15 protein-coding genes are annotated in these 19731 nt (G+C 37.2%); 5 read left to right on the top strand and 10 right to left on the bottom strand.

Annotation, left to right across the window (positions count from 1 at the left end; genetic code table 11):
- Positions 1-179: 179 nt before the first annotated feature.
- Positions 180-977 carry an NAD kinase gene (locus tag V7097_RS24035; protein ID WP_335706164.1) on the top strand — a complete coding sequence of 266 codons (798 nt, stop codon included), beginning with the start codon at positions 180-182 and terminating at the stop codon, positions 975-977.
- 50 nt (positions 978-1027) lie between these two features.
- On the opposite strand, the gene V7097_RS24030 is transcribed toward V7097_RS24035, so the two are convergent.
- The 6 genes from V7097_RS24030 to ezrA all read right to left on the bottom strand — a co-directional run bounded on the left by V7097_RS24030 (position 1028) and on the right by ezrA (position 8892).
- Positions 1028-2617, bottom strand: a complete 1590-nt coding sequence (locus tag V7097_RS24030; RefSeq protein ID WP_335706163.1) for an amidohydrolase — start codon at positions 2615-2617, stop codon at positions 1028-1030.
- 83 nt (positions 2618-2700) lie between these two features.
- Positions 2701-4284, bottom strand: a complete 1584-nt coding sequence (mbcS, locus tag V7097_RS24025; RefSeq protein ID WP_335706162.1) for an acyl-CoA synthetase MbcS — start codon at positions 4282-4284, stop codon at positions 2701-2703.
- A 172-nt stretch (positions 4285-4456) separates the two neighbouring features.
- Entirely contained in the window at positions 4457-4657 is a 201-nt protein-coding gene (locus tag V7097_RS24020; protein WP_335423651.1) for an alpha/beta-type small acid-soluble spore protein, read from the bottom strand.
- A 98-nt stretch (positions 4658-4755) separates the two neighbouring features.
- Positions 4756-5955, bottom strand: coding sequence for a tRNA uracil 4-sulfurtransferase ThiI (gene thiI / locus V7097_RS24015; protein WP_335706161.1), 1200 nt, complete (start codon positions 5953-5955; stop codon positions 4756-4758).
- Complete coding sequence (locus V7097_RS24010) at positions 5945-7102, bottom strand: cysteine desulfurase family protein (RefSeq protein WP_335706160.1); 1158 nt, start codon at positions 7100-7102, stop codon at positions 5945-5947. Before V7097_RS24010 ends, thiI begins: the two co-directional genes overlap by 11 nt.
- A 95-nt stretch (positions 7103-7197) precedes the next feature.
- Positions 7198-8892: a septation ring formation regulator EzrA gene (gene ezrA / locus V7097_RS24005; RefSeq protein ID WP_335706159.1), complete on the bottom strand. Its 1695-nt coding sequence runs from the start codon at positions 8890-8892 to the stop codon at positions 7198-7200.
- Between the two features lie 172 nt (positions 8893-9064).
- On the opposite strand from ezrA, the gene hisJ reads away from it, so the two are divergent.
- Entirely contained in the window at positions 9065-9883 is an 819-nt protein-coding gene (hisJ, locus tag V7097_RS24000) for a histidinol-phosphatase HisJ (RefSeq protein WP_335706158.1), read from the top strand.
- Positions 9884-10099: 216 nt separating this feature from the next.
- On the opposite strand, the gene refZ is transcribed toward hisJ, so the two are convergent.
- Positions 10100-10771, bottom strand: a complete 672-nt coding sequence (refZ, locus tag V7097_RS23995; RefSeq protein WP_335706157.1) for a forespore capture DNA-binding protein RefZ — start codon at positions 10769-10771, stop codon at positions 10100-10102.
- Positions 10772-10913: 142 nt separating this feature from the next.
- Here refZ and V7097_RS23990 point away from each other — a divergent pair, with 142 nt between their 5' ends.
- A complete protein-coding gene (locus tag V7097_RS23990; protein ID WP_335706156.1) occupies positions 10914-11393 on the top strand; it encodes a GAF domain-containing protein in 480 nt (159 codons plus the stop codon).
- Between the two features lie 43 nt (positions 11394-11436).
- On the opposite strand, the gene megL is transcribed toward V7097_RS23990, so the two are convergent.
- Together megL and V7097_RS23980 are read right to left on the bottom strand one after the other, a co-directional pair.
- Positions 11437-12615: a methionine gamma-lyase gene (gene megL / locus V7097_RS23985; protein ID WP_335706155.1), complete on the bottom strand. Its 1179-nt coding sequence runs from the start codon at positions 12613-12615 to the stop codon at positions 11437-11439.
- A gap of 194 nt (positions 12616-12809) precedes the next feature.
- Positions 12810-14231, bottom strand: a complete 1422-nt coding sequence (locus tag V7097_RS23980) for a sensor domain-containing diguanylate cyclase (RefSeq protein ID WP_335706154.1) — start codon at positions 14229-14231, stop codon at positions 12810-12812.
- A 407-nt stretch (positions 14232-14638) separates the two neighbouring features.
- Between V7097_RS23980 and rpsD the strand changes: the two genes are divergently transcribed.
- Positions 14639-15241, top strand: coding sequence for a 30S ribosomal protein S4 (gene rpsD, locus V7097_RS23975; protein ID WP_335423632.1), 603 nt, complete (start codon positions 14639-14641; stop codon positions 15239-15241).
- A gap of 174 nt (positions 15242-15415) precedes the next feature.
- Here rpsD and tyrS read toward each other — a convergent pair whose 3' ends face one another.
- Positions 15416-16675 (bottom strand): tyrosine--tRNA ligase, encoded by a 1260-nt coding sequence (gene tyrS, locus V7097_RS23970; RefSeq protein ID WP_335706153.1) that lies wholly within the window; start codon positions 16673-16675, stop codon positions 15416-15418.
- Between the two features lie 149 nt (positions 16676-16824).
- On the opposite strand from tyrS, the gene V7097_RS23965 reads away from it, so the two are divergent.
- The gene (locus V7097_RS23965; RefSeq protein ID WP_335706152.1) at positions 16825-19728 is read left to right on the top strand and encodes a transglycosylase domain-containing protein; all 2904 of its coding nucleotides are present in this window, start codon (positions 16825-16827) and stop codon (positions 19726-19728) included.
- Positions 19729-19731: the final 3 nt, after the last annotated feature.

Genomic DNA, 19731 nt, shown 5'->3' with positions numbered 1-19731 from the left:
ACTTTATTCAATCGGGGGTCCACCCCCGATTGAATAAAGTTAAATAAATGTTCAAAAATATATACGAATCAAAACCAATTTAGTTTCAATTAAATGATAAACTAAATGAAAGGGTTCATAATATCTTTAATGGTTTAACCCATTTATATTCATTTAAAAACCAGTAGGAGGGTGTTTATATGGAACGTCGCAATCTCTATTTCTTTTATAGAAAAGAAGAAAAACTAATTGAATATGTTGAAAAACTAAATCAGTTAGCAAAGGAGCATAAATTTACAGTTGTGGATGATGCTGCTAAAGCAAATATCATTGTTAGTATTGGGGGAGATGGGGCTTTCCTACAGGCAGTTCGTCAAACAAAATTTCGCCAGGACTGTCTATACGTCGGGATCTCAACAACCGGTGCTCTAAACCTTTATTGTGATTTCCATGCCGATGATACAGACAAAATTGTTGAAGCTATGTTAAATGAACAAGTTGAGGTTCGCCGTTACCCAATCATTGAGGTGAAAGTAGATAATAACCCATCATTTTATTGTTTGAATGAATGCTCCATACGATCAGCAATCATAAAAACCTTGGTTTTAGACGTCTATATTGATGATTTGCATTTTGAAACATTCCGTGGCGATGGCATGATTATTTCGACCCCAACTGGCAGTACAGCATATAATAAGTCGGTTAGAGGAGCTGTCGTCGATCCATTGCTTCCTTGTATGCAAGTCACTGAACTTGCGTCATTAAATACAAATCAATATCGCACTCTAGATTCTCCATTTATTCTAAGTGGAACACGCAAATTAACATTGCGTGATGTACAGGATGGAAACGACTTCCCAACCATTGGGATGGACAATGAAGCTCTCAGCATCCGGAATGTAAAGCAAATTGATATACAGTTAAGTGAAAAAAGAATAAAAACTGTGAAATTAAAAGATAATTCTTTCTGGGAAAAGGTAAAGCGAACATTTTTATAAGAATGACCCTTTAAACGATTAATGACCAAGCTGCCGCTTGGTCATTTTGTTCATCGATCATACATCACTGTATCATCAACGACTGTCATCATTACATTCGTACCCAGAATTTCATCTTCTTGGATATGAAAAAGATCTTTATCTAGAACGGTAAAATCCGCTTTAAAGCCGGGGGAAATTTTCCCCATACAATCCTCTTTTCCAATAGCATACGCACTTCCTGTTGTAAATAACTGGACCGCCTTATAAATAGAGATTCTTTGTTCAGGCATGAAAATCTCTTCTTCCCCTGGTTTCTTTCTAGTAACCGCCGCATGAATACCTAGAAGGGGATCAATCGGTTCAATCGGTGCATCAGAACCACCTGCACATTGAAGGCCTTCCCGCAATAATGTCTTCCATGCATAACAATATTCCATATTCGTTTCACCAATTCTTTCAACTACCCACGGAAAATCTGAAGCAACAAATCTTGGCTGGATATCTAAAATGACTGGTAATTGTTTTGCTCGTTCGATTAACTCTTTCCGTAAAATTTGAGCATGAATCAGACGATCTCGTTGATTTTGTAGTGGGGGAAATTCTTCAATCGCATCTAACACATATTCAAATGCAAGATCACCAATCGCATGGACGGCAACCGGCATCTTATACCTTCTAGCTTTTTGAACAAGTTGTTTCAATTCTTCTAAAGAATGGATTGCTACACCTGACGTTTTTGGTGAATCATTATACGGATGACTCAATAATGCGGTTCTGCCACCAAGAGAGCCATCAGCAAAGATTTTCATCGCTCCAAATTCAAGATAATCTCCACCGTCTCCAAAGGAATAGCCAAGTCGATGCATGTCATCGACCGCTTCATGGTGTACTAATAGATTTGTTCTAAATTTGATACCATCTTCATTGATTACTTCACGAATTCCTCGAAACGTGCGCTCAAAGCCTCCATAATAATTCAAATCCTCTGTATGTCCACCAACAAGACCTTTTCGCAAGCAATCCCTAATGGATAAATGAAGTGCATTTTGAATGTAATCTTCCGTCACCACCGGAATTACTGCTTTTACAAGCTCCTGAGCTTGGTCCAGCAAATACCCTGTAGCATGTCCATTTGTATCCCTTACAATAATCCCACCTTCAGGGATTTGTGTATCATCCGTGATACCGGCTAACTCTAATGCTTTTGAATTCACAACTACTGCGTGCCGGCAAATTCTTTTTAACATGAGCGGATTATTGGGTGATAGTTCATCTAGTTCATTGCGGTGGAAAATCTTTCGGTCAGGAAGCTGATTCTCGTTCCATCCTTCCCCTATAATCCACTCACCCTTAGGCTTGTCTTTTACATATTCTTGAATTGCATCACGAATGTCCTGCGAGGATGTCATTAACGAAAAATCTAGTTTCATCAATTTTTCTCCGTGGCCAATGAGATGCATATGACTATCTACAAACCCTGGAAACATCGTATTTTTTTCTAAATCTATAACCTTGGAAATTCTATTTTTAAATTGTCTTTCAATCTCTTGCTTCGTTCCTGTAGCAATAATGGTGCCGTTTTCAACGAAGACTGCTTCTACAGTCTCATTTTCCCGCTCCATCGTGTAAATTTGTCCACCCGTCCATAAAGTCCCCATCATCACACCTACCGTCTATTAAATTAAGGTTACTTTAACATGAAAAAGCAGGTAGTAAAAATACTATCTGCTTTTCTACTAAATTATGCATTTGCCTTTGCTGCTATTTCTGCTTGTCTAAGCTCAATTCTTCTAATTTTTCCTGAAGTTGTCTTAGGTAGATCATTTACAAATTCTATTTTTCTTGGATATTTATATGGTGCTGTCGTTTGCTTTACAAATCCTTGAAGGTCTTTGACTAACTCCTCATTAGCAGCTACGCCTTCACGTAATACAACAAATGCTTTTACAATATTACCACGAATTTCATCAGGGCTTGCTACAACCGCACACTCTTTTACAGATGGATGCTTAACAAGTGCATCTTCAACTTCAAATGGCCCGATTGTGTAGCCTGAGCTTATGATAATATCATCAGCACGCCCTTCAAACCAGAAATAGCCATCTTCGTCTTTTTTCGCCTTGTCTCCTGTAATATAGTAATCCCCTCTATACTGCATGGCAGTTCTTTCAGGGTCCTTGTAATATTCTTTAAAAAGAGCTGGTGTGTCTACGTGGACACCGATATCGCCAACTTCGCCTACCGCACAAGGCTTTCCATACTCATCGACAATTTCAACATTATTGCCCGGTGTTGGTTTTCCCATTGAGCCAGGTTTTATTGTCATTCCTTTTAAAACACCAACTAATAATGTATTTTCAGTCTGTCCATATCCATCACGAACTTCTACCTTAAATTCTCTTTTGAACGTGTCGATCACTTCTCGATTTAAAGGTTCTCCAGCTGAAACCGCACTATGTAAATCAGGTAGTGAGTAATTGGATAAATTCTCTACCTTTGCCATTAGCCGATACTCAGTTGGTGTACAACATAAGACATTGATTTTATAGGAACTTAGCAATTCCAAGTATTTATTTGGATCAAATTTGCCGGAATACACAAATCCAGTTGCACCACTCCCTAAAACTGAAAGGAATGGGCTCCAAATCCATTTTTGCCAACCAGGACCAGCTGTCGCCCAAACTGTATCGGATTCACTGATGCTTAACCAGTATGGTGCTGCAGTTTTTAAATGTGCATATGCCCATCCATGTGTATGAACAACACCCTTCGGATTCGCAGTTGTCCCAGAGGTGTAGGATAAAAATGCCATGTCATCCTTACTTGTTTCTACTGCATGCAGTTCATCAGATTGTTTTTTCATATTCTCTTCTAACGAGACCCAACCCTCTACTTTATCACCAACTACAAACTTTTGAATATGATCGATATCTTCGATAGATAAAAATTGATCACAATATGGGTGGTAGCTAATAATCGCTTTAACGTCTCCATGGATGATTCGGTATTGAAGATCCTTTGTACGGAGCATTTCAGAGCTTGGAATGACGACTAATCCGGCTTTTAATGCGCCTAAATAAACCATATATGCTTCTACTAGACGAGGAACGATAACTAATACTTTGTCACCTTTCCTAAGGCCATTGTTAATTAAGGAATTCCCAATTCGATTTACATTTTTGAAGAGGTCTACGTATGTGATTTCCTTTTTAGTCCCCTGCTCATCTTCCCATTTTACAGCAATCTTTTTTGGGTTATTTGCGTATTTTTCAATTTCCTGAACAAGGTTATAGATTGCAGGTGCAATTAAATCTTCTCTTTTCACGATAATTCCTCCTCCGTTTTTATAGTCTAATTATATTAAATATTATAATCTATTTGGAAGGGATTTTGTGAAAAATTTATGACCAGGTTATAATATCTGATTCTAATTGCAATTTTTCACATCAAAAAAGGACGGGTATGAACCCGTCCTTGTAGCCATTTATTTTATTTTTTTAGAAGTTTCCTCCGCCCATATGTGATTGAGCGTAAGATACTAAACGCTTAGTGATTTCTCCACCAACAGATCCGTTAGCGCGAGAAGTTGTGTCAGCACCAAGGTTTACACCAAATTCTGATGCAATTTCATATTTCATTTGGTCGATAGCTTGTTGAGCACCAGCTACTAGAAGTTGATTGCTATTGTTGTTTGCCATGTGACTTCACCTCCTTGTGAGTATAGAATGTGTAAAACCCACAAGCATAATTCATTTAAGTGACTGGTAAATGTTCACAACAAAAGAATGATTTTCTATTAGAATAAGTCCTGAATTTCTTCTTTCTTTGAGCCATCCAATGTTAGTACTTCTGTATCATTAACTGCTTTTTCAATTAAGCTTTCAAAATCAGTGTAACTTTCATAATGTGTTACTTTTTCAAGTCTTGGTCTTGTTTTTGGTGCTGCAGGTGTAAATATTGTACAGCAGTCCTCAAATGGTCGTATCGAAATATCATGTGTATTGATTTTCTTTGCCATATCTATAATATGAAACTTATCTTCAGTTACAAGTGGACGAATAATCGGCGTATTGGTGACGTTATTAATAACATGCATACTTTCCAATGTCTGGCTTGCTACTTGTCCTAAGCTTTCTCCAGTTACGATCGCTAGCGCATTACGTCTTCTTCTAATCTCATCGGTAATTCGAAGCATCATCCGTCTAGTTGAAATCAACGTATAGTTTTCTGGAATTTGACTTTGTATTGTGGTCTGAATTTCAGTAAATGGCACGATATGCAGCTTGATTGTTCCAGTAAATTCAGTAAGCTGCTGTGCGAGGTCAATCACCTTTTGGCGCGCACGTTCGCTTGTATATGGAGGACTATGAAAATGCACAGCCTCAACCGTTAATCCCCTTTTCATGGCTAGGAAGCCCGCAACAGGACTATCAAAGCCCCCTGAAAGCATAAGCATGGCTTTCCCGCTTGAGCCGACTGGAAGTCCGCCTAAACCTATCTCATCCTTAAAGGTAATATATGTTGCTTCTGAACGAACCTCAACGCGCATATTGATATCAGGGGTATGCACATTTACATAGATTCCCTTAACATTCTTTAAAATATGCGCTCCTAATTCATAATTTAACTGATTAGAATCAAGTGGAAAGTTTTTATCAGAACGTCGAGCTGATATTTTGAATGACTTTCCTTCATGATCCAACTGTTTGAAGGCTGCTAGAACTCCTTCTTTAATATGTTCAATTTCACTTACAGTCTTTAATGCTAAACTAAAGGATTGAATTCCAATGATATTTTTGAGAACCTCCACAATTTCCTCATGTGGTTCTCCGTTAAGTTTGATATAAATTCGGTCTCTTGTTTTTTCAAACTTGAGTCCTTTGTATTTTGTTAGCTTTTTTCCTATCTGATTTAAAAGTTTATTAATAAACAAATTACGATTTCGACCTTTTGTTGTGATTTCACCAAATCGAATTAATATGTGATCATATTCCATTTCTTTCCCCCATTACATTTTGTAATTTCTGAATTGAATTTTCTATAGCATTGATTAAAATTGGAACTTCTTCTAGCTGATTTTGATGGGATAAGCTAATTCGAATGGAGCTATTCGCTTGGACTTCAGACACTCCCATTGCAAGCAATGTTTTACTAGGCTCATTATTTTTCGATGAACATGCGGAGGTAGTCGATACGTAAATTTCCTTTTCCTCCAATAAATGTACAAAAACCTCTGGCTTTAATCCATCAATTGAAAAATTAATAATATGCGGAGCGCTACTTTCCTCAGGTGTGTGAATCTTGACATCGTTCAATTTCGTTAATTTTTCGATAATCGCTTTTTTTAGTCTTCTAAGATGCTTGATATTGTCATCTCTTTTTTCTATCGTTAACCTTAATGCTTTTGCTAGGGCAACAAAACCTGCTACATTTTCCGTACCTGCCCTTTTTTGCATTTCTTGGTCACCACCAGCGATTAAGGATTTAATTCGCAAACCATGGCGGACGAAAAGTACTCCAGTTCCTTTAAGACCATTAAATTTATGCCCTGAAATCGTACATAAATCAAGTTTCGCCTTATTAAAATCTAAATGTGTTTTGCCGATTCCCTGTACATGGTCAACATGATAAATAATCTTCGGATACTTTTCTAAAAGCTTTCCGATTTCTTCAATCGGTTGGATTGTCCCGACCTCATTATTCACATGAATGATCGAAACTAAAATCGTATCTTCACGAATTGCATTTTTTAAGCTTTCAATCGATACGACACCATTTTCGTTAACTGGAAGATAGGTAATTTCAAATCCAAGGTCTGTCAATTGGTTGCAGGCTCCACTTACAGATGGATGCTCAATTGATGTTGTAATAATATGTTTGCCTCGATTTTGATATTGTAAAGCAATCCCCTTAATTGCATAATTATTCCCCTCTGACCCGCCGGATGTAAAAATAACCTCCTGTGGTTTTACATGTAAAAGGGATGCAATTTGTGTACGAGACTGACTTAAAAGTTTTTCGGCTTGTCCACCAATTCCATGTAAGGAAGAGGGATTACCAAAATAATTCGTCGCTACTTTTATATACGAATCAATAACATCATCAAATGGTTTGGTTGTCGCACTATTATCTAAATAAATCATCTAATTTCCCCTACTATGCATTATTTGCATCAAAATCATACCATAAAATGAATGAATTAAAAATGAAAGGACCCCAATAATTTGAGGTCCTTTATTTATTCACTTTCGTCATCAAGTAATACTTCAATCTTCTTCAGTGCTCCTGGATCCACGTCCTCAATGGCAGTTGCAGCTTGCTCTAGTGCAAGTGCATACTCAAAATTCCTAAAAGAGCTTTCAGCTTCGAGTAAACTTACTGCTATCTTTGGATTTCGGCTACGATATCGGTTTCCATATTGAATAACTTTTTCTGCAAGATATACTTGTTCGATCATTTCTTCAGTATTCTTATGTGTCTGTGAAATTAAATCAAGTGCATTTTGTAGGGCTTGATTCACCGTATTCATATTTAGCGGTTTTTCCTCAAGCGTTGACATTACTTGCGTTAGTGATAATTTCGATTCGGACATAAGCTCCGAGTATTTTATTGGCAGCCCTGGAATGTTACTTTTTGAAATAAGACGTTTTGCATCTGCAAGCTGTTTCTTCATTTCTAAAATTTGTTCTCTAGCATGTAGTTCATCCTTACGAAGGGTTTTCAGCATTTCTGAGTATTGTAAATGCTCTTCCTTCACATCTTGAATCTTACCGTAAACCTCTTCTAGTTCTTTTCTAATTAAAGAATAGGCAATTTGGTCTTCTTCAAGCTTTACTTGAATCGAAACATATTGTTTCACAAGTTGCTTGATTTGTTTCACGATATTTCGGTGACGATCAAGATCATGGTCATTTACATGATAGCTTTGTTGAACAAATGATGTCTCTTCCTCAGTGCTCTTACTGCCTTCAATCAAGTCTTCAAGATCCTGTTCTATTTTTTCAACCTCGTTTTTAACAAACTGATTTGCCTTTACTTCCACTTCAAGTAAATCATAAATTGTATCGAGGGATTCATGTGTTTCATCCAATCCTTTTTTCACTTTTTCAAGCTTAAGCTCTTCAATTAAAGTAATATACTGAGTTAGTTGCTCTCTCATTCTTTCGATTTCTTTTTCAATTTGATGATGTTCAAGAGAATAGCCTTCCTGTTCCATTTGGCTATATCCTTCTGAAACTTCATTTAGTTGGTTTGGAATCACGCTCTGGCATTCATGTAGCAAATGAGGGATTTCATCCATCTGTTTCTTCGTTACGGAAAGGGCATCCTTTATGAGAAGTACGATTTCTCTAGCTTCAAAATAATTCCCATTAGTGGTAGCTTCTTCAAATTCCTTAAATTTCCCATAAACACCTTCTAGATTCGCTTCAAGCTGTTTTTCTGCACAACCGAAAGTATGTCGGTGTGCAAGTAAATTCTTTTTCAAATCACGATACAATTGATTTAATTCATCAACCTCTACCCGATTTTTTTCTTCACTGCCAACTAAATCTTTAAGTTCATCTAAGATAATCGCAATATTGCTTTCAGCATCATTCAAAACGGCTTCGATTTGTTCGAGTACTCGTTTTGCTTTTCCAAAACGATATTTATCTGCTAAGTCTTCAGCATCAAATAATAATTCCTCGACATCAGGAAGTGAGACTGTAACAATTTCATCCCACTGTTTTCGCCAGCGTTCGAATAATTCCTCAGTTTGTCCTGTCATGTTTAGATCTTTTACCTTTGCTATTTCATCCGTTACTGGCCGATTCATCATATCTATCTTCCAGGCTTCAAGCCTATCAACATCTTTATAGATCTTTTTTCTCGAATAAAATCCAAAAATGGCAACTACACTTACTACTACGATTATGCCGATTATGATCTCCATAATTTGGCCTCCTTGCTCCCACAATCAATCTCGTTCTAGACATTTATGTATTTTTATATAAAATTCATGGAAATGTTTTTTTTAATGTATTTATGATACCATGTAAACGACAATTTTTGACTAAAACTTTTAAAATTTTTTACAAATTTTATAGAAAATGAGGGATTTGTCGATGAAAGCAGATGGTCACGTCCACACACCCTTCTGTCCACATGGTACGAAGGATACATTTGAGGATTATATTGCACGTGCTCTTCAATTAGGATTTGATGAAATTTCATTCACAGAGCATGCTCCACTTCCATCACGTTTTGTTGATCCCACACCTCAAAAGGATAGTGGAATGAACGCAAATGAATTAGAACACTATTTTACGGTTTTATCAGAGCTTCAAAAAAAGTTTGCATCTGATATCAAGATTAATATCGGTTTAGAGGTCGACTATATTGAGGGTTATGAAGAAGATACAAAAGCCTTTTTAAACGAGTATGGTCGATATTTGAATGATAGCATTCTATCTGTTCATTTCCTAAAAAATAGAAATCAATTCTATTGCCTCGATTATAGTCCTGATACATTCGCAACGATGATAAGGGAATACTCATCAATAGAGGCTGTTTACGAGGCATATTATGATACTTTGCTATCTTCAGTTACATCAGACCTTGGTCAGTATAAACCAAAAAGAATCGGTCATATGACGCTTGTTCATAAGTTTCAAAAAAAATTCCCTACATCAAAAAATTTCTACGAGAAAATATCCAAGATACTAGACAGGATTGCTGAACAAGGGCTTTCTTTGGACTATAATGGCGCTGGGATAAATAAGCCTCTTTGCCTAGAGGTATATCCTCCTGAACAAATCATTAGAGAGGCTATAAAACGAAAAATCCCCCTTGTCTATGGATCCGATGCCCACAGCAGGAAGGATTTAAATCAAGGGTTTGATGATTTATATAAAAATGCGGTTCTAGTTTCTCCGACTACATAATCAAATACGCCAAGGCGTATTTGCGCCCAGATTTTTTAGGCCCACACGAAGTGGGTCACAAAGACGTTGCCACAGGATGTGGCGTTCTTAGTCTTTGATCCTAAGCTCGAAAAGTTACCTTTGAAAATCGCATGTCTCCTTCGGAGGCTTTAACTTTATTCAACTAAGGTTTGAAACCCACTTAAGTGGTTACTTATATTGTAATCATCCCACCACTTATGTGGACATATGCTGAATAAAGTTAACCGGGAATGGCGTTACATTGTTTCTCACCATTTGTGGTTGTTTACAGATCGTCGTGTTGACCCACTTCTCGATTTCATGGCAATATTGTTCACTCACATACAGTTCATAAGGCATTAAATGTAGAACCTCTGACATATATTGAGGATGTAAATATGGCATCGACAGCATACCTTTTAATTGCATAATGGTATACGGAATTGGAATAAGGGCAAATTCCTGTTGTTTCATCCCTGTTTCAAAAATAGTTTGAAAATAGTATTTTTCCTTCGCCATATAGGTGGTCATGATTTCACGAATCAATGTGGTATCAAATGTAATTTCCCTTTGGACAAATCGTGATAACTGTCGATTTTCCTTTTGGTATTCCATAATGCCTCTGATCGCTAGCAATAAACATTCTCTGGCAGTTCTATTATCCAATTCAATATAGGCATGTTCGACAATTGTCAAATATCTCTCTAAGTAAGAGGAAACAAGATGCTCAAGTAAACCTTCTTTATTTCCAAAATAATAGGAGATATTGGCAACATTACAATTTGCTTTTTTCGCAATTTCACGAACCGTTGTACCATCAAAGCCTTTTGTATTAAATAAAAAAACAGATGAATCTATAATTTTTTGTTTCATGCTTTTATTTTTCATAACCAACCCACCTTACCCTTAATATTGTTAGATTTCGCTAAGTATAGGTAGATTCCTTTAAGATTTTATCGACAAGTCATGCACATTAAACTATTATTTGGTATTATTTATGTAGGAATTACTCAAATGGAGGGGAAAAATCATGTTTAATGTCGAACATTATAAAGGCAATAAAGCAGAAGACTATCAACTTGTAACAAAACAGCTTCAAGCTTTACTAGAAGGTGAGCCAGACCAAATTGCAAACTTAGCAAATGCTTCAGCATTGCTTAACCAATTTTTAGATAATATCAATTGGGTAGGTTTTTATATCAAGAAAGGCAGTGAACTTGTCCTTGGACCTTTCCACGGCTTACCTGCTTGTGTTAGAATTCCGATGGGACGTGGAGTTTGTGGTACCGCGGCACAAAACCAAAAGACTGAAAGAGTTCCCGACGTTCATCTTTTCCCAGGGCATATCGCATGTGACAGTGCTTCCCAATCAGAAATTGTTGTTCCCATTATGAAGAATGGTGAAGTATTTGGTGTGTTAGACATCGATAGTCCAATCAAGGAACGTTTTGATGAAGTGGACCAACAATGCATAGAAGAATTTGTGAAAGTTTTAGAAAATCATATATAAAATTTTGAAGCCAGTCGGAACTATTTCCAACTGGCTTTTTTGATTATCCATTTAAAGCCTGATTTAAATCTTCCCAAATATCCTCCCATGCTTCTAATCCAACCGAAAGTCGAATTAAATTATCGGTAATTCCCATTTTCAATCGTGCTTCTTCAGGAACAACTGCATGCGTCATAGTTGCGGGGTGCTGGATAAGGGTTTCAGTGTCACCAAGACTCACTGCAATTTTGATTAATTTCACTCGATTTAAGACATTTTGCGCGTCCTTTTTTGAACCTTTTATTGTAAAGGAAATTAATCCACCAGGCTTACGCATTTGTTTTTTCATAATCTCGTAGTCTGGGCTTTCTGAATCTCCTGGATAAAAAATTTGCTCCACATTATTATGTTCTTTTAATAAGGATGCAATTTTTCCCGAATTGTCACAGTGGCGATCCATCCTTACTGGAAGTGTTTTTAACCCACGTAGTAAAAGCCAAGCATCGAATGGGGACATAATCCCGCCTACATCCTTCTTCGTTGTCATTGCTACTTGTTGAATAAAATCATTCTTTCCTACGACAAGTCCGGCGATAACATCACCATGACCTCCGATGTACTTTGTTGCACTATGAACAACAATATCACATCCTAATTTAATTGGTTGCTGCAAATACGGTGAACAGAAGGTATTGTCAACGACAACTGGAATATGACGCAGCTTAGCGATATTAACAACTTTTTGTAAATCAATGAGCTTCATGGTTGGATTAATTGGTGTTTCGATGTAGATTAACTTTGTATTTGCAGTCATTTTTGAAAGAATTTCTTCCTCATCTTCCATATCACTAAAATCATAATCGATATTGTACTTCTCCTTCATCATTTGAAGAAGTCCAAAAGTACACCCATAAAGCCCTTGTGAACAAAGAATATGATCACCGGTTTTTGTTAAGGCAATGAATACAGAGGAAACTGCCGCCATTCCAGATCCAAATGACAGTCCTGCTTCCCCACCTTCCAGAATGGCAATCCTTTCTTCTAAAAGCTTTACTGTCGGATTGCCTAAACGGGAATATATATAACCTTCCTCATAACCAGCAAACCGTGCTTCCCCTTGTTCTGCCGATTCAAAAGTAAAGGTTGACGTTTGGTAAAGTGGCGGTGTTAAGCTCCCATTTGGGGAAATTGACCCTCCACCATGTATCGCTAATGTATCAAATGATTTACTTTCACTACTCATGCTCCCTTTTCCCCCTTATACTTTCAATTTTATAATTAGCATATGACAAGTATGATTGTTTTGAAAGCGTTTTCTTTTTTCACAGAGGATTACTAGGTTTTTACGGGTCATGCCCGGGTCGCTCAGGACATGTCCATTGTCCAAACCGGAAAGTTAACTTAACTCTATGCTCCACAAAAAGAAAAGACATCCAATTAAGAATGCCCTTCAACCACTTTATTTTCACTTGCAATGACTTGATTTTTCCCTGATTGTTTGGCGACATATAAAGCATTGTCTGCACGATGGAAAAGACTTTGGAATGTTTCTTTGTATTCCTTGTACCATGTTGCAACACCACATGAAATAGTTACTTTTGGATTTGATTGCTGTTCGACCCTTTTCCCAAGTCGCTCCGCAACAGCAATCCCAGAAGATAAACTCACTCTAGGCAAATAAATTGCCAGCTCTTCTCCACCCCATCTTGCTCCAATATCGCGATCGCGAATGTTTTCCTTAATAAGATTTGCAATTTGAACGAGCGCTTCATCCCCTACTTGGTGACCGTACGTGTCATTAATTCCTTTAAAATCATCAACATCAATTAATATAAACGTACCAAAAGCGTCTGTATCCAATGATTCCTGCACACAATCCTCCAAGTGATTCCGTGAATAAAGCTTTGTTAAATAATCAGTAATCACTAGCTTTTCAAGTTCCTCTCGAAGTATTGAATTTGTAAAAGCTAAAGAAGAATGGTGAATTAAGGATTGTAGAAGCTTAAACTTATCGAAAGAAAAGAAATATGGTAATTCATGTAAAACAATGGCGACTCCCAGAATTTCGTCGCGCTGTACCATCGGAACGCACATCATGGAACGATAAAAGGATCCACTAAATGCTGGGTCAACCAATAAATCTCCAATGAAAAGTGGCTCTTTTTCTGTTAAAAACCGGTCTAGGCTATGTAAAACATACGGATCCCCGTGCCCTTCTTCAAAAAAAGTAGTACTACCAGGAAGTACCTCAATTTGCTCATTCGATTGTAAAAAAAACCCAACCTCATTTGCACCAAAGGAATTTTTGATTTGTGATGACATGAAAGTCATCGTATCCGTTAATCGTAAATTCGAATTTAACTTATGTGAAGTTTCGTTAATTAATTGAAGATCCGCAATTAATTGCTTTGATTGATGGTAAAGCTGTGCATTTTCGAATGCATGTCCTGCTGTGTTTGCCAATAATTCAATGAACTGAATTTCCGATTTAGGAAATTCCAACACATCATGAGCATTGATTTGCAATACTCCATATACTCCCTGGCGTCCTTTTAGCGGAGCATAAATAATGGACTTTTTATCCGTAACGGAATCTTCAAGCTGCAAACTCCCGGTTACAAAAGCTTGCATAACAGGTGAGTTTTCGCCATGTTCATATTCTTTTATATCCTTAATCGGAATAACTTTATGTCTCGTATTATCATGTGCAAGAAATAAGGTATATGTGAACGATGGGTATACATCTTGTAATGTATTTATAACCTCTTCAAGCACAGCATCAATATCCATCGTTGAATGAAACTTTGAGGTTACTCTAAATAGTTGCTCATATCTTAATTCTTCATTTGGAAACTTCACAATTAATCACCCATCTGACATTAGTTCTTTATACATTCATTATAATAGATAATGCACGAAAAATGTCTTAATATATATTAAAAAATTCAAATTTTATACATATATCATGGTTAAAATTGAAAAATCTCCAAAAAGCTATGAGGTTCTTGCCGACTTATGTATATTTTCATGAAAACTTGACTTCCTTTTCTAAAAATCATATAATGATCGTTGTGTAAAATATCGCAGCAAATGTGAGTAGGTTTTTGTTCTATTTTGTTCCTCTAATGGGTTTTAGCCGTTAGATGGTGTATCACGTAACCCTTGGCTGCTAGGGCGAAGGTACATGAAAACAAAATATTCGAGAACATCTAGCACATCTGTTTTTATTTTACAACAAAATAAAAACATTGAAGGAGGAGTCATTCATGGCTCGTTATACTGGTCCAAGCTGGAAATTATCCCGTCGTCTTGGAATCTCATTAAGTGGTACTGGTAAAGAATTAGAAAAGCGTCCTTACGCTCCTGGACAACATGGTCCAAACCAACGCAAGAAGCTTTCTGAATATGGTTTACAATTACAAGAAAAGCAAAAGCTTCGTCATATGTACGGAATGAATGAGCGTCAATTCTACAATACATTCGTCAATGCAAGCAAAATGCAAGGGGTTCTTGGTGAAAACTTCATGATTCTTCTTGAATCACGTTTAGATAACCTAGCTTACCGTCTTGGTCTTGCACGTACTCGTCGTGCAGCTCGTCAATTAGTTAACCATGGTCATATTCTTGTTGATGGAAAACGTGTTGATATTCCATCTTACCGTGTAAAACCTGGTCAAACTATTGCAGTTCGTGAAAAATCACGTAACCTTGTAACAATCAAAGAAGCAATCGAAGGTACTACTTTTGTACCAGAATATTTAACTTTTGATGCTGAGAAATTAGAAGGAACTTTCACTCGTTTACCTGAGCGTTCTGAATTACCAGCTGAAATTAACGAAGCATTCATCGTTGAGTTCTACTCACGTTAATCTTCCTAAAGAGGAAAGGGACATCCCTTTCCTCTTTTTTTATTACTTAAATGGCAGTTATGGTTTTACTGATAGGAATATAAAGAAAAACCTTTAACATAAACAAACATTTTGCTTGTACTCTCTGGATATTTACTATAAAAACAAGGTGCTCCCGAAGGAACACCTTAAACTTTAGTATTTTATTAAGAAATATTTTTTCTTACCTCTACGGATTACTGTGAATTGTCCTTCGATTCGATGTTGCCCCGAAAGAACTGCATCTACCTCTTGGATTCTTTCACCATTTACATAGATGGCTCCATTTCCAATATCCTCACGTGCTTGACGCTTCGATGGTGATATTTTACTCATGACTAACAAATCAACTAAGCTTACCTCTGCTTCTCCGTCAAATTCATAAGAAGGGACATCCTTAAAGCCTTGCTTAATTTCCTCAGCACTTAATTCACTTATTGACCCACTGAATAATGCTGCAGAAATCTTCACTGCTTGCTCAAATGCAGCCTCTCCATGAACCAATTTTGTAACCTCTTCTGCCAATGTCTTTTGTGCTAAGCGCTTTTCTGGTGCATTTTGGATTTCCGCTTCTAGATTTTCAATTTCCTCTTTTGAAAGGAATGTAAAATATTTTAAATAACGAACAACATCACGGTCATCTGTATTAATCCAGAATTGATAAAACTCATATGGTGACGTTTTTTCTTTATCTAACCAAATTGTTCCACCTTCTGTTTTACCAAACTTAGTTCCGTCAGACTTCGTTACAAGTGGAATGGTTAGACCATAAGCCTTTGCATCCTCTACTGTCTTACGGATTAATTCTAGTCCAGCTGTGATATTTCCCCATTGATCGCTTCCACCGATTTGAAGTCGGCAACCTTCATTTTCATACAGCTTTAGAAAGTCGTAGGATTGTAAAATCATATAGCTGAACTCAGTAAACGATATACCTGCATCTAAACGAGACTGGACGGAGTCTTTTGCAAGCATATAATTTAGTCCAAAACTCTTACCGATATCACGCAAGAAAGTGATTAAGTCTAAGCTTCCAATCCAATCATAATTATTCGCAATTTCAGCTGGATTACCTTCTGATTCAAAATCTAAAAAACGAGAAAGCTGCTCCTTGATGCTATTGCTATATTGCACAACAACCTCTTTCGGATTCAACGTTCTTTCCGCTTTTTTACCACTTGGGTCACCAATTAGACCAGTAGCGCCCCCAACTAAAGCAATCGGTTGATGCCCAGCCAACTGGAATCTTCTCAACGTCAAAATTCCTACCATGTGTCCAATATGTAAGCTATCTGCTGTTGGATCAAACCCACAATACAATTTAATCTTTTCATTCGCTAATATATGCTGTAAGCCTTCTTCATCCGTTACTTGATTAATTAGGCCCCTATAGGCCAAATCCTGAATAACATCCATTAATTTCGATTCTCCTTTTAACCATTTAATAAGGTTTTTCTATCACATTTCGTCTAATATTGTCAAATTCAATATTGGAAATTCATAAAATAATATTAATGAGACCATGGTATATGCTATAATGAACTTGGATTTTTAGGGGGATGATTATGAATTTTAATAAATCACAGATATTTGAAAAAATTAACTCTTTTTGGCAGAGAGTCACATCGAATAAAGTAGTTAAAGCAATATCTGGCAAGAAGACCCGTAAAGGTGTAAGAGTTACATACGGTGTTGTTTGGAATTTATTTTTACTTTTCTTTATAATCGCCATTCTTGGTCTCGGCTTTGCAGGAGGAGCGGGTGCTGGATACTTTGCATCCCTAATTAAGGATGAACCTGTTCGGAGCTATGAGAGTTTACAGAAAGATATTTATAATTACGAAGAAAATACAGAAGTTTACTTTGCAAACGAAATCTATCTTGGCCAATTACGTGCAGATCTCCAACGTGAAGAAGTATCACTTAATGATATTTCTCAATATGTCAAGGATGCTGTAATTGCAACCGAAGACCAGTACTTCTATAAGCATGATGGAGTAGTTCCAAAATCAATTTTACGTGCTATCGTCCAGGATGTAACAGGTTCACCAATCCAAACTGGAGGAAGTACACTAACACAGCAATTGATTAAGAACCAAATTCTATCAAACGAAGTATCGTTTGATCGGAAAGCAAAGGAAATTTTAATTGCATTACGACTTGAAAAGTTTTTTGATAAGGATGAGATATTAGAGGCATATCTAAACATTATTCCTTATGGCCGTAATTCATCTGGTCGAAATATCGCCGGGGTGCAAACAGCAGCAAAAGGAATTTTCGGAGTAGATGCAAAGGATTTAAACCTGCCACAAGCAGCTTTTATCGCCGGTCTACCACAAAACCCATATGTATATACTCCTTTCTCAAATAAGGGAGGACAGGTAAAAGAAAACCTAGAACCCGGTCTTAACCGAATGAGAACGGTTTTGGAGCGTATGCTTACAGGTGGCTTCATCAACCAGCAGCAATATGAGGAAGCACTGGCTTATGATATTCGAGCAAACCTTGTTCCACCAAAATCAGAGCCTACTGAAAAATATCCTTGGTTGACTGCTGAAGTAGAAAAACGTGCCACCGATATATTATTAAAAAAATTGGCTAAGGACGATGGTTACGAGGAGGAAGATCTAGATAATAACAAGGATCTAAAAAGTCACTACCGAGAAATAGCTGATAAAAACCTTCGTCAAAATGGATATAAAATCCATACCACAATTGACAAAGAAATTTTTGACACCATGCAAGAGGTAGTAAAAAACTATCAATATTTTGCTCCAGATAAACCAGAAACAAAGGTTATTGATACCGCAACCGGTGAAAAAGGAAGTGTGATGGAACCTGAAGAAACTGGTTCTGTTCTAATCGAAAATAAGACAGGAAAAATTATTAGTTTTGTGGGTGGACGTGATTTCGAACGTGAACAAACAAACCATACTTTTAGTCCTCGTGCGAATGGTTCGACCATGAAACCACTCTTGGCCTATGCACCAGCTATGGAATTAGGCTTGGTACAACCGGGAAGTGTCATTGCTGATGTGAAATTGACTATTGGAGGATATTCCCCACAAAACGTTGGTGGTAAAAACGACTTTGATGGTTTAATGTCTGTAAGACATGCTTTACAAATCTCGAAGAATATACCTGCAATTAAGACTTATTTAAAGGCCTTTGATCAACGCCCAATTACGTTTTTGGAGAAAATGGGGTTCACTTCCTTAGCTGAAGCAGATAATCACTCAGCCTCACTTGCCATTGGCGGGATGACTAATGGTGTTTCTGTCGAAGAGAATGTTAATGCCTTTGCTACATTTGCTAACGAGGGTAAATTTATAGATGCTTATATGATTGAAAAGATTGTGACGAATGATGGTGATGTCGTATATGAACATGAGACGAAGCCAGTTGAAGTATTTTCACCACAAACTGCGTATTTAACGATCGACATGATGCGTGATGTTATCAATGGCGGTACTGCAGCATCCCTTAATGGTTATTTAAAGTTTAATGCGGACTGGGCAGGTAAAACAGGTACAACCAACTTCGTTCATGACGTATGGTTTGTAGCAACAAACCCTAACGTAACATTCGGAATTTGGATGGGGTATGATACACCAAAGTCAATCCCACCATCTTATAAGGGACTATCATATTCAAGAAGAAGTACTCTTCTATGGGCCGAGCAAATGAACGCGGTATATGATATAAGACCCGAACTTGTACAGCCAAAAGAGAACTTTAAAATGCCTGGTGGAATCGTATCTCGTTCCTACTGTGGTATTTCTGGCCTACTTCCATCTGATTTATGTCGTGAAGCTGGTCTTGTTCAATCAGACATTTTTAACGCGAAATTTGTTCCAACCAAGGTTGATGACAATCTTGTTAAAGGAAAGTATATAGAAGTGAATGGCAAGGCCTATCGTGTTCCAGCAAGTGCTCCACAAGAATTCGTACAAGACGGAATTATGATTAAAAAGGAATTTTTACAGCAACATGACTTAAAGGATTCAAGAGCAATTGAACAGCTGCTTCCAAATAACAGTCGTTGGAAGAACCTAGTCATTACGGAAACACAAGAGCTTAAAGACAATGGCTCTGTTCCTTCCCAAGTCCAAGGTGCTTCGATTTCTTCTGGCGTATTGAGATGGGCAAAGCATGAACACAATGATGTGATTGGTTATCGAATTTATGGCGCTACCAATTTTACAGCAGATTTCAAGAAGATTGGAAGTATACCTGCAACTAAGGATTTACAATTTAATGTTGGAAACGGCGTTGCAGCCTATTATGTTACTGCCGTAGATGTTAGTGGTAATGAAACACCACTTGCAAATTCAGTTTTAATTAAGACTGGCGACTATAAACCTGAGCCAGAGGTTGTTACTCCTCCGCCTCCATCCCCTCCAGCAGAGGGTGGAAATGACAATGGTAATAATGGTAGTGGTAATGGTAGAGAAAACGGTGGAAATTAAGGG

The organism is Bacillus sp. JJ1562 (genome assembly GCF_036962705.1).
In the GTDB taxonomy this organism is placed as follows: Bacteria; Bacillota; Bacilli; order Bacillales; family Bacillaceae_L; genus Ferdinandcohnia.
Note: the sequence above shows the minus strand (reverse complement) of the source record. Positions and strands in the feature narration are given on the sequence as shown.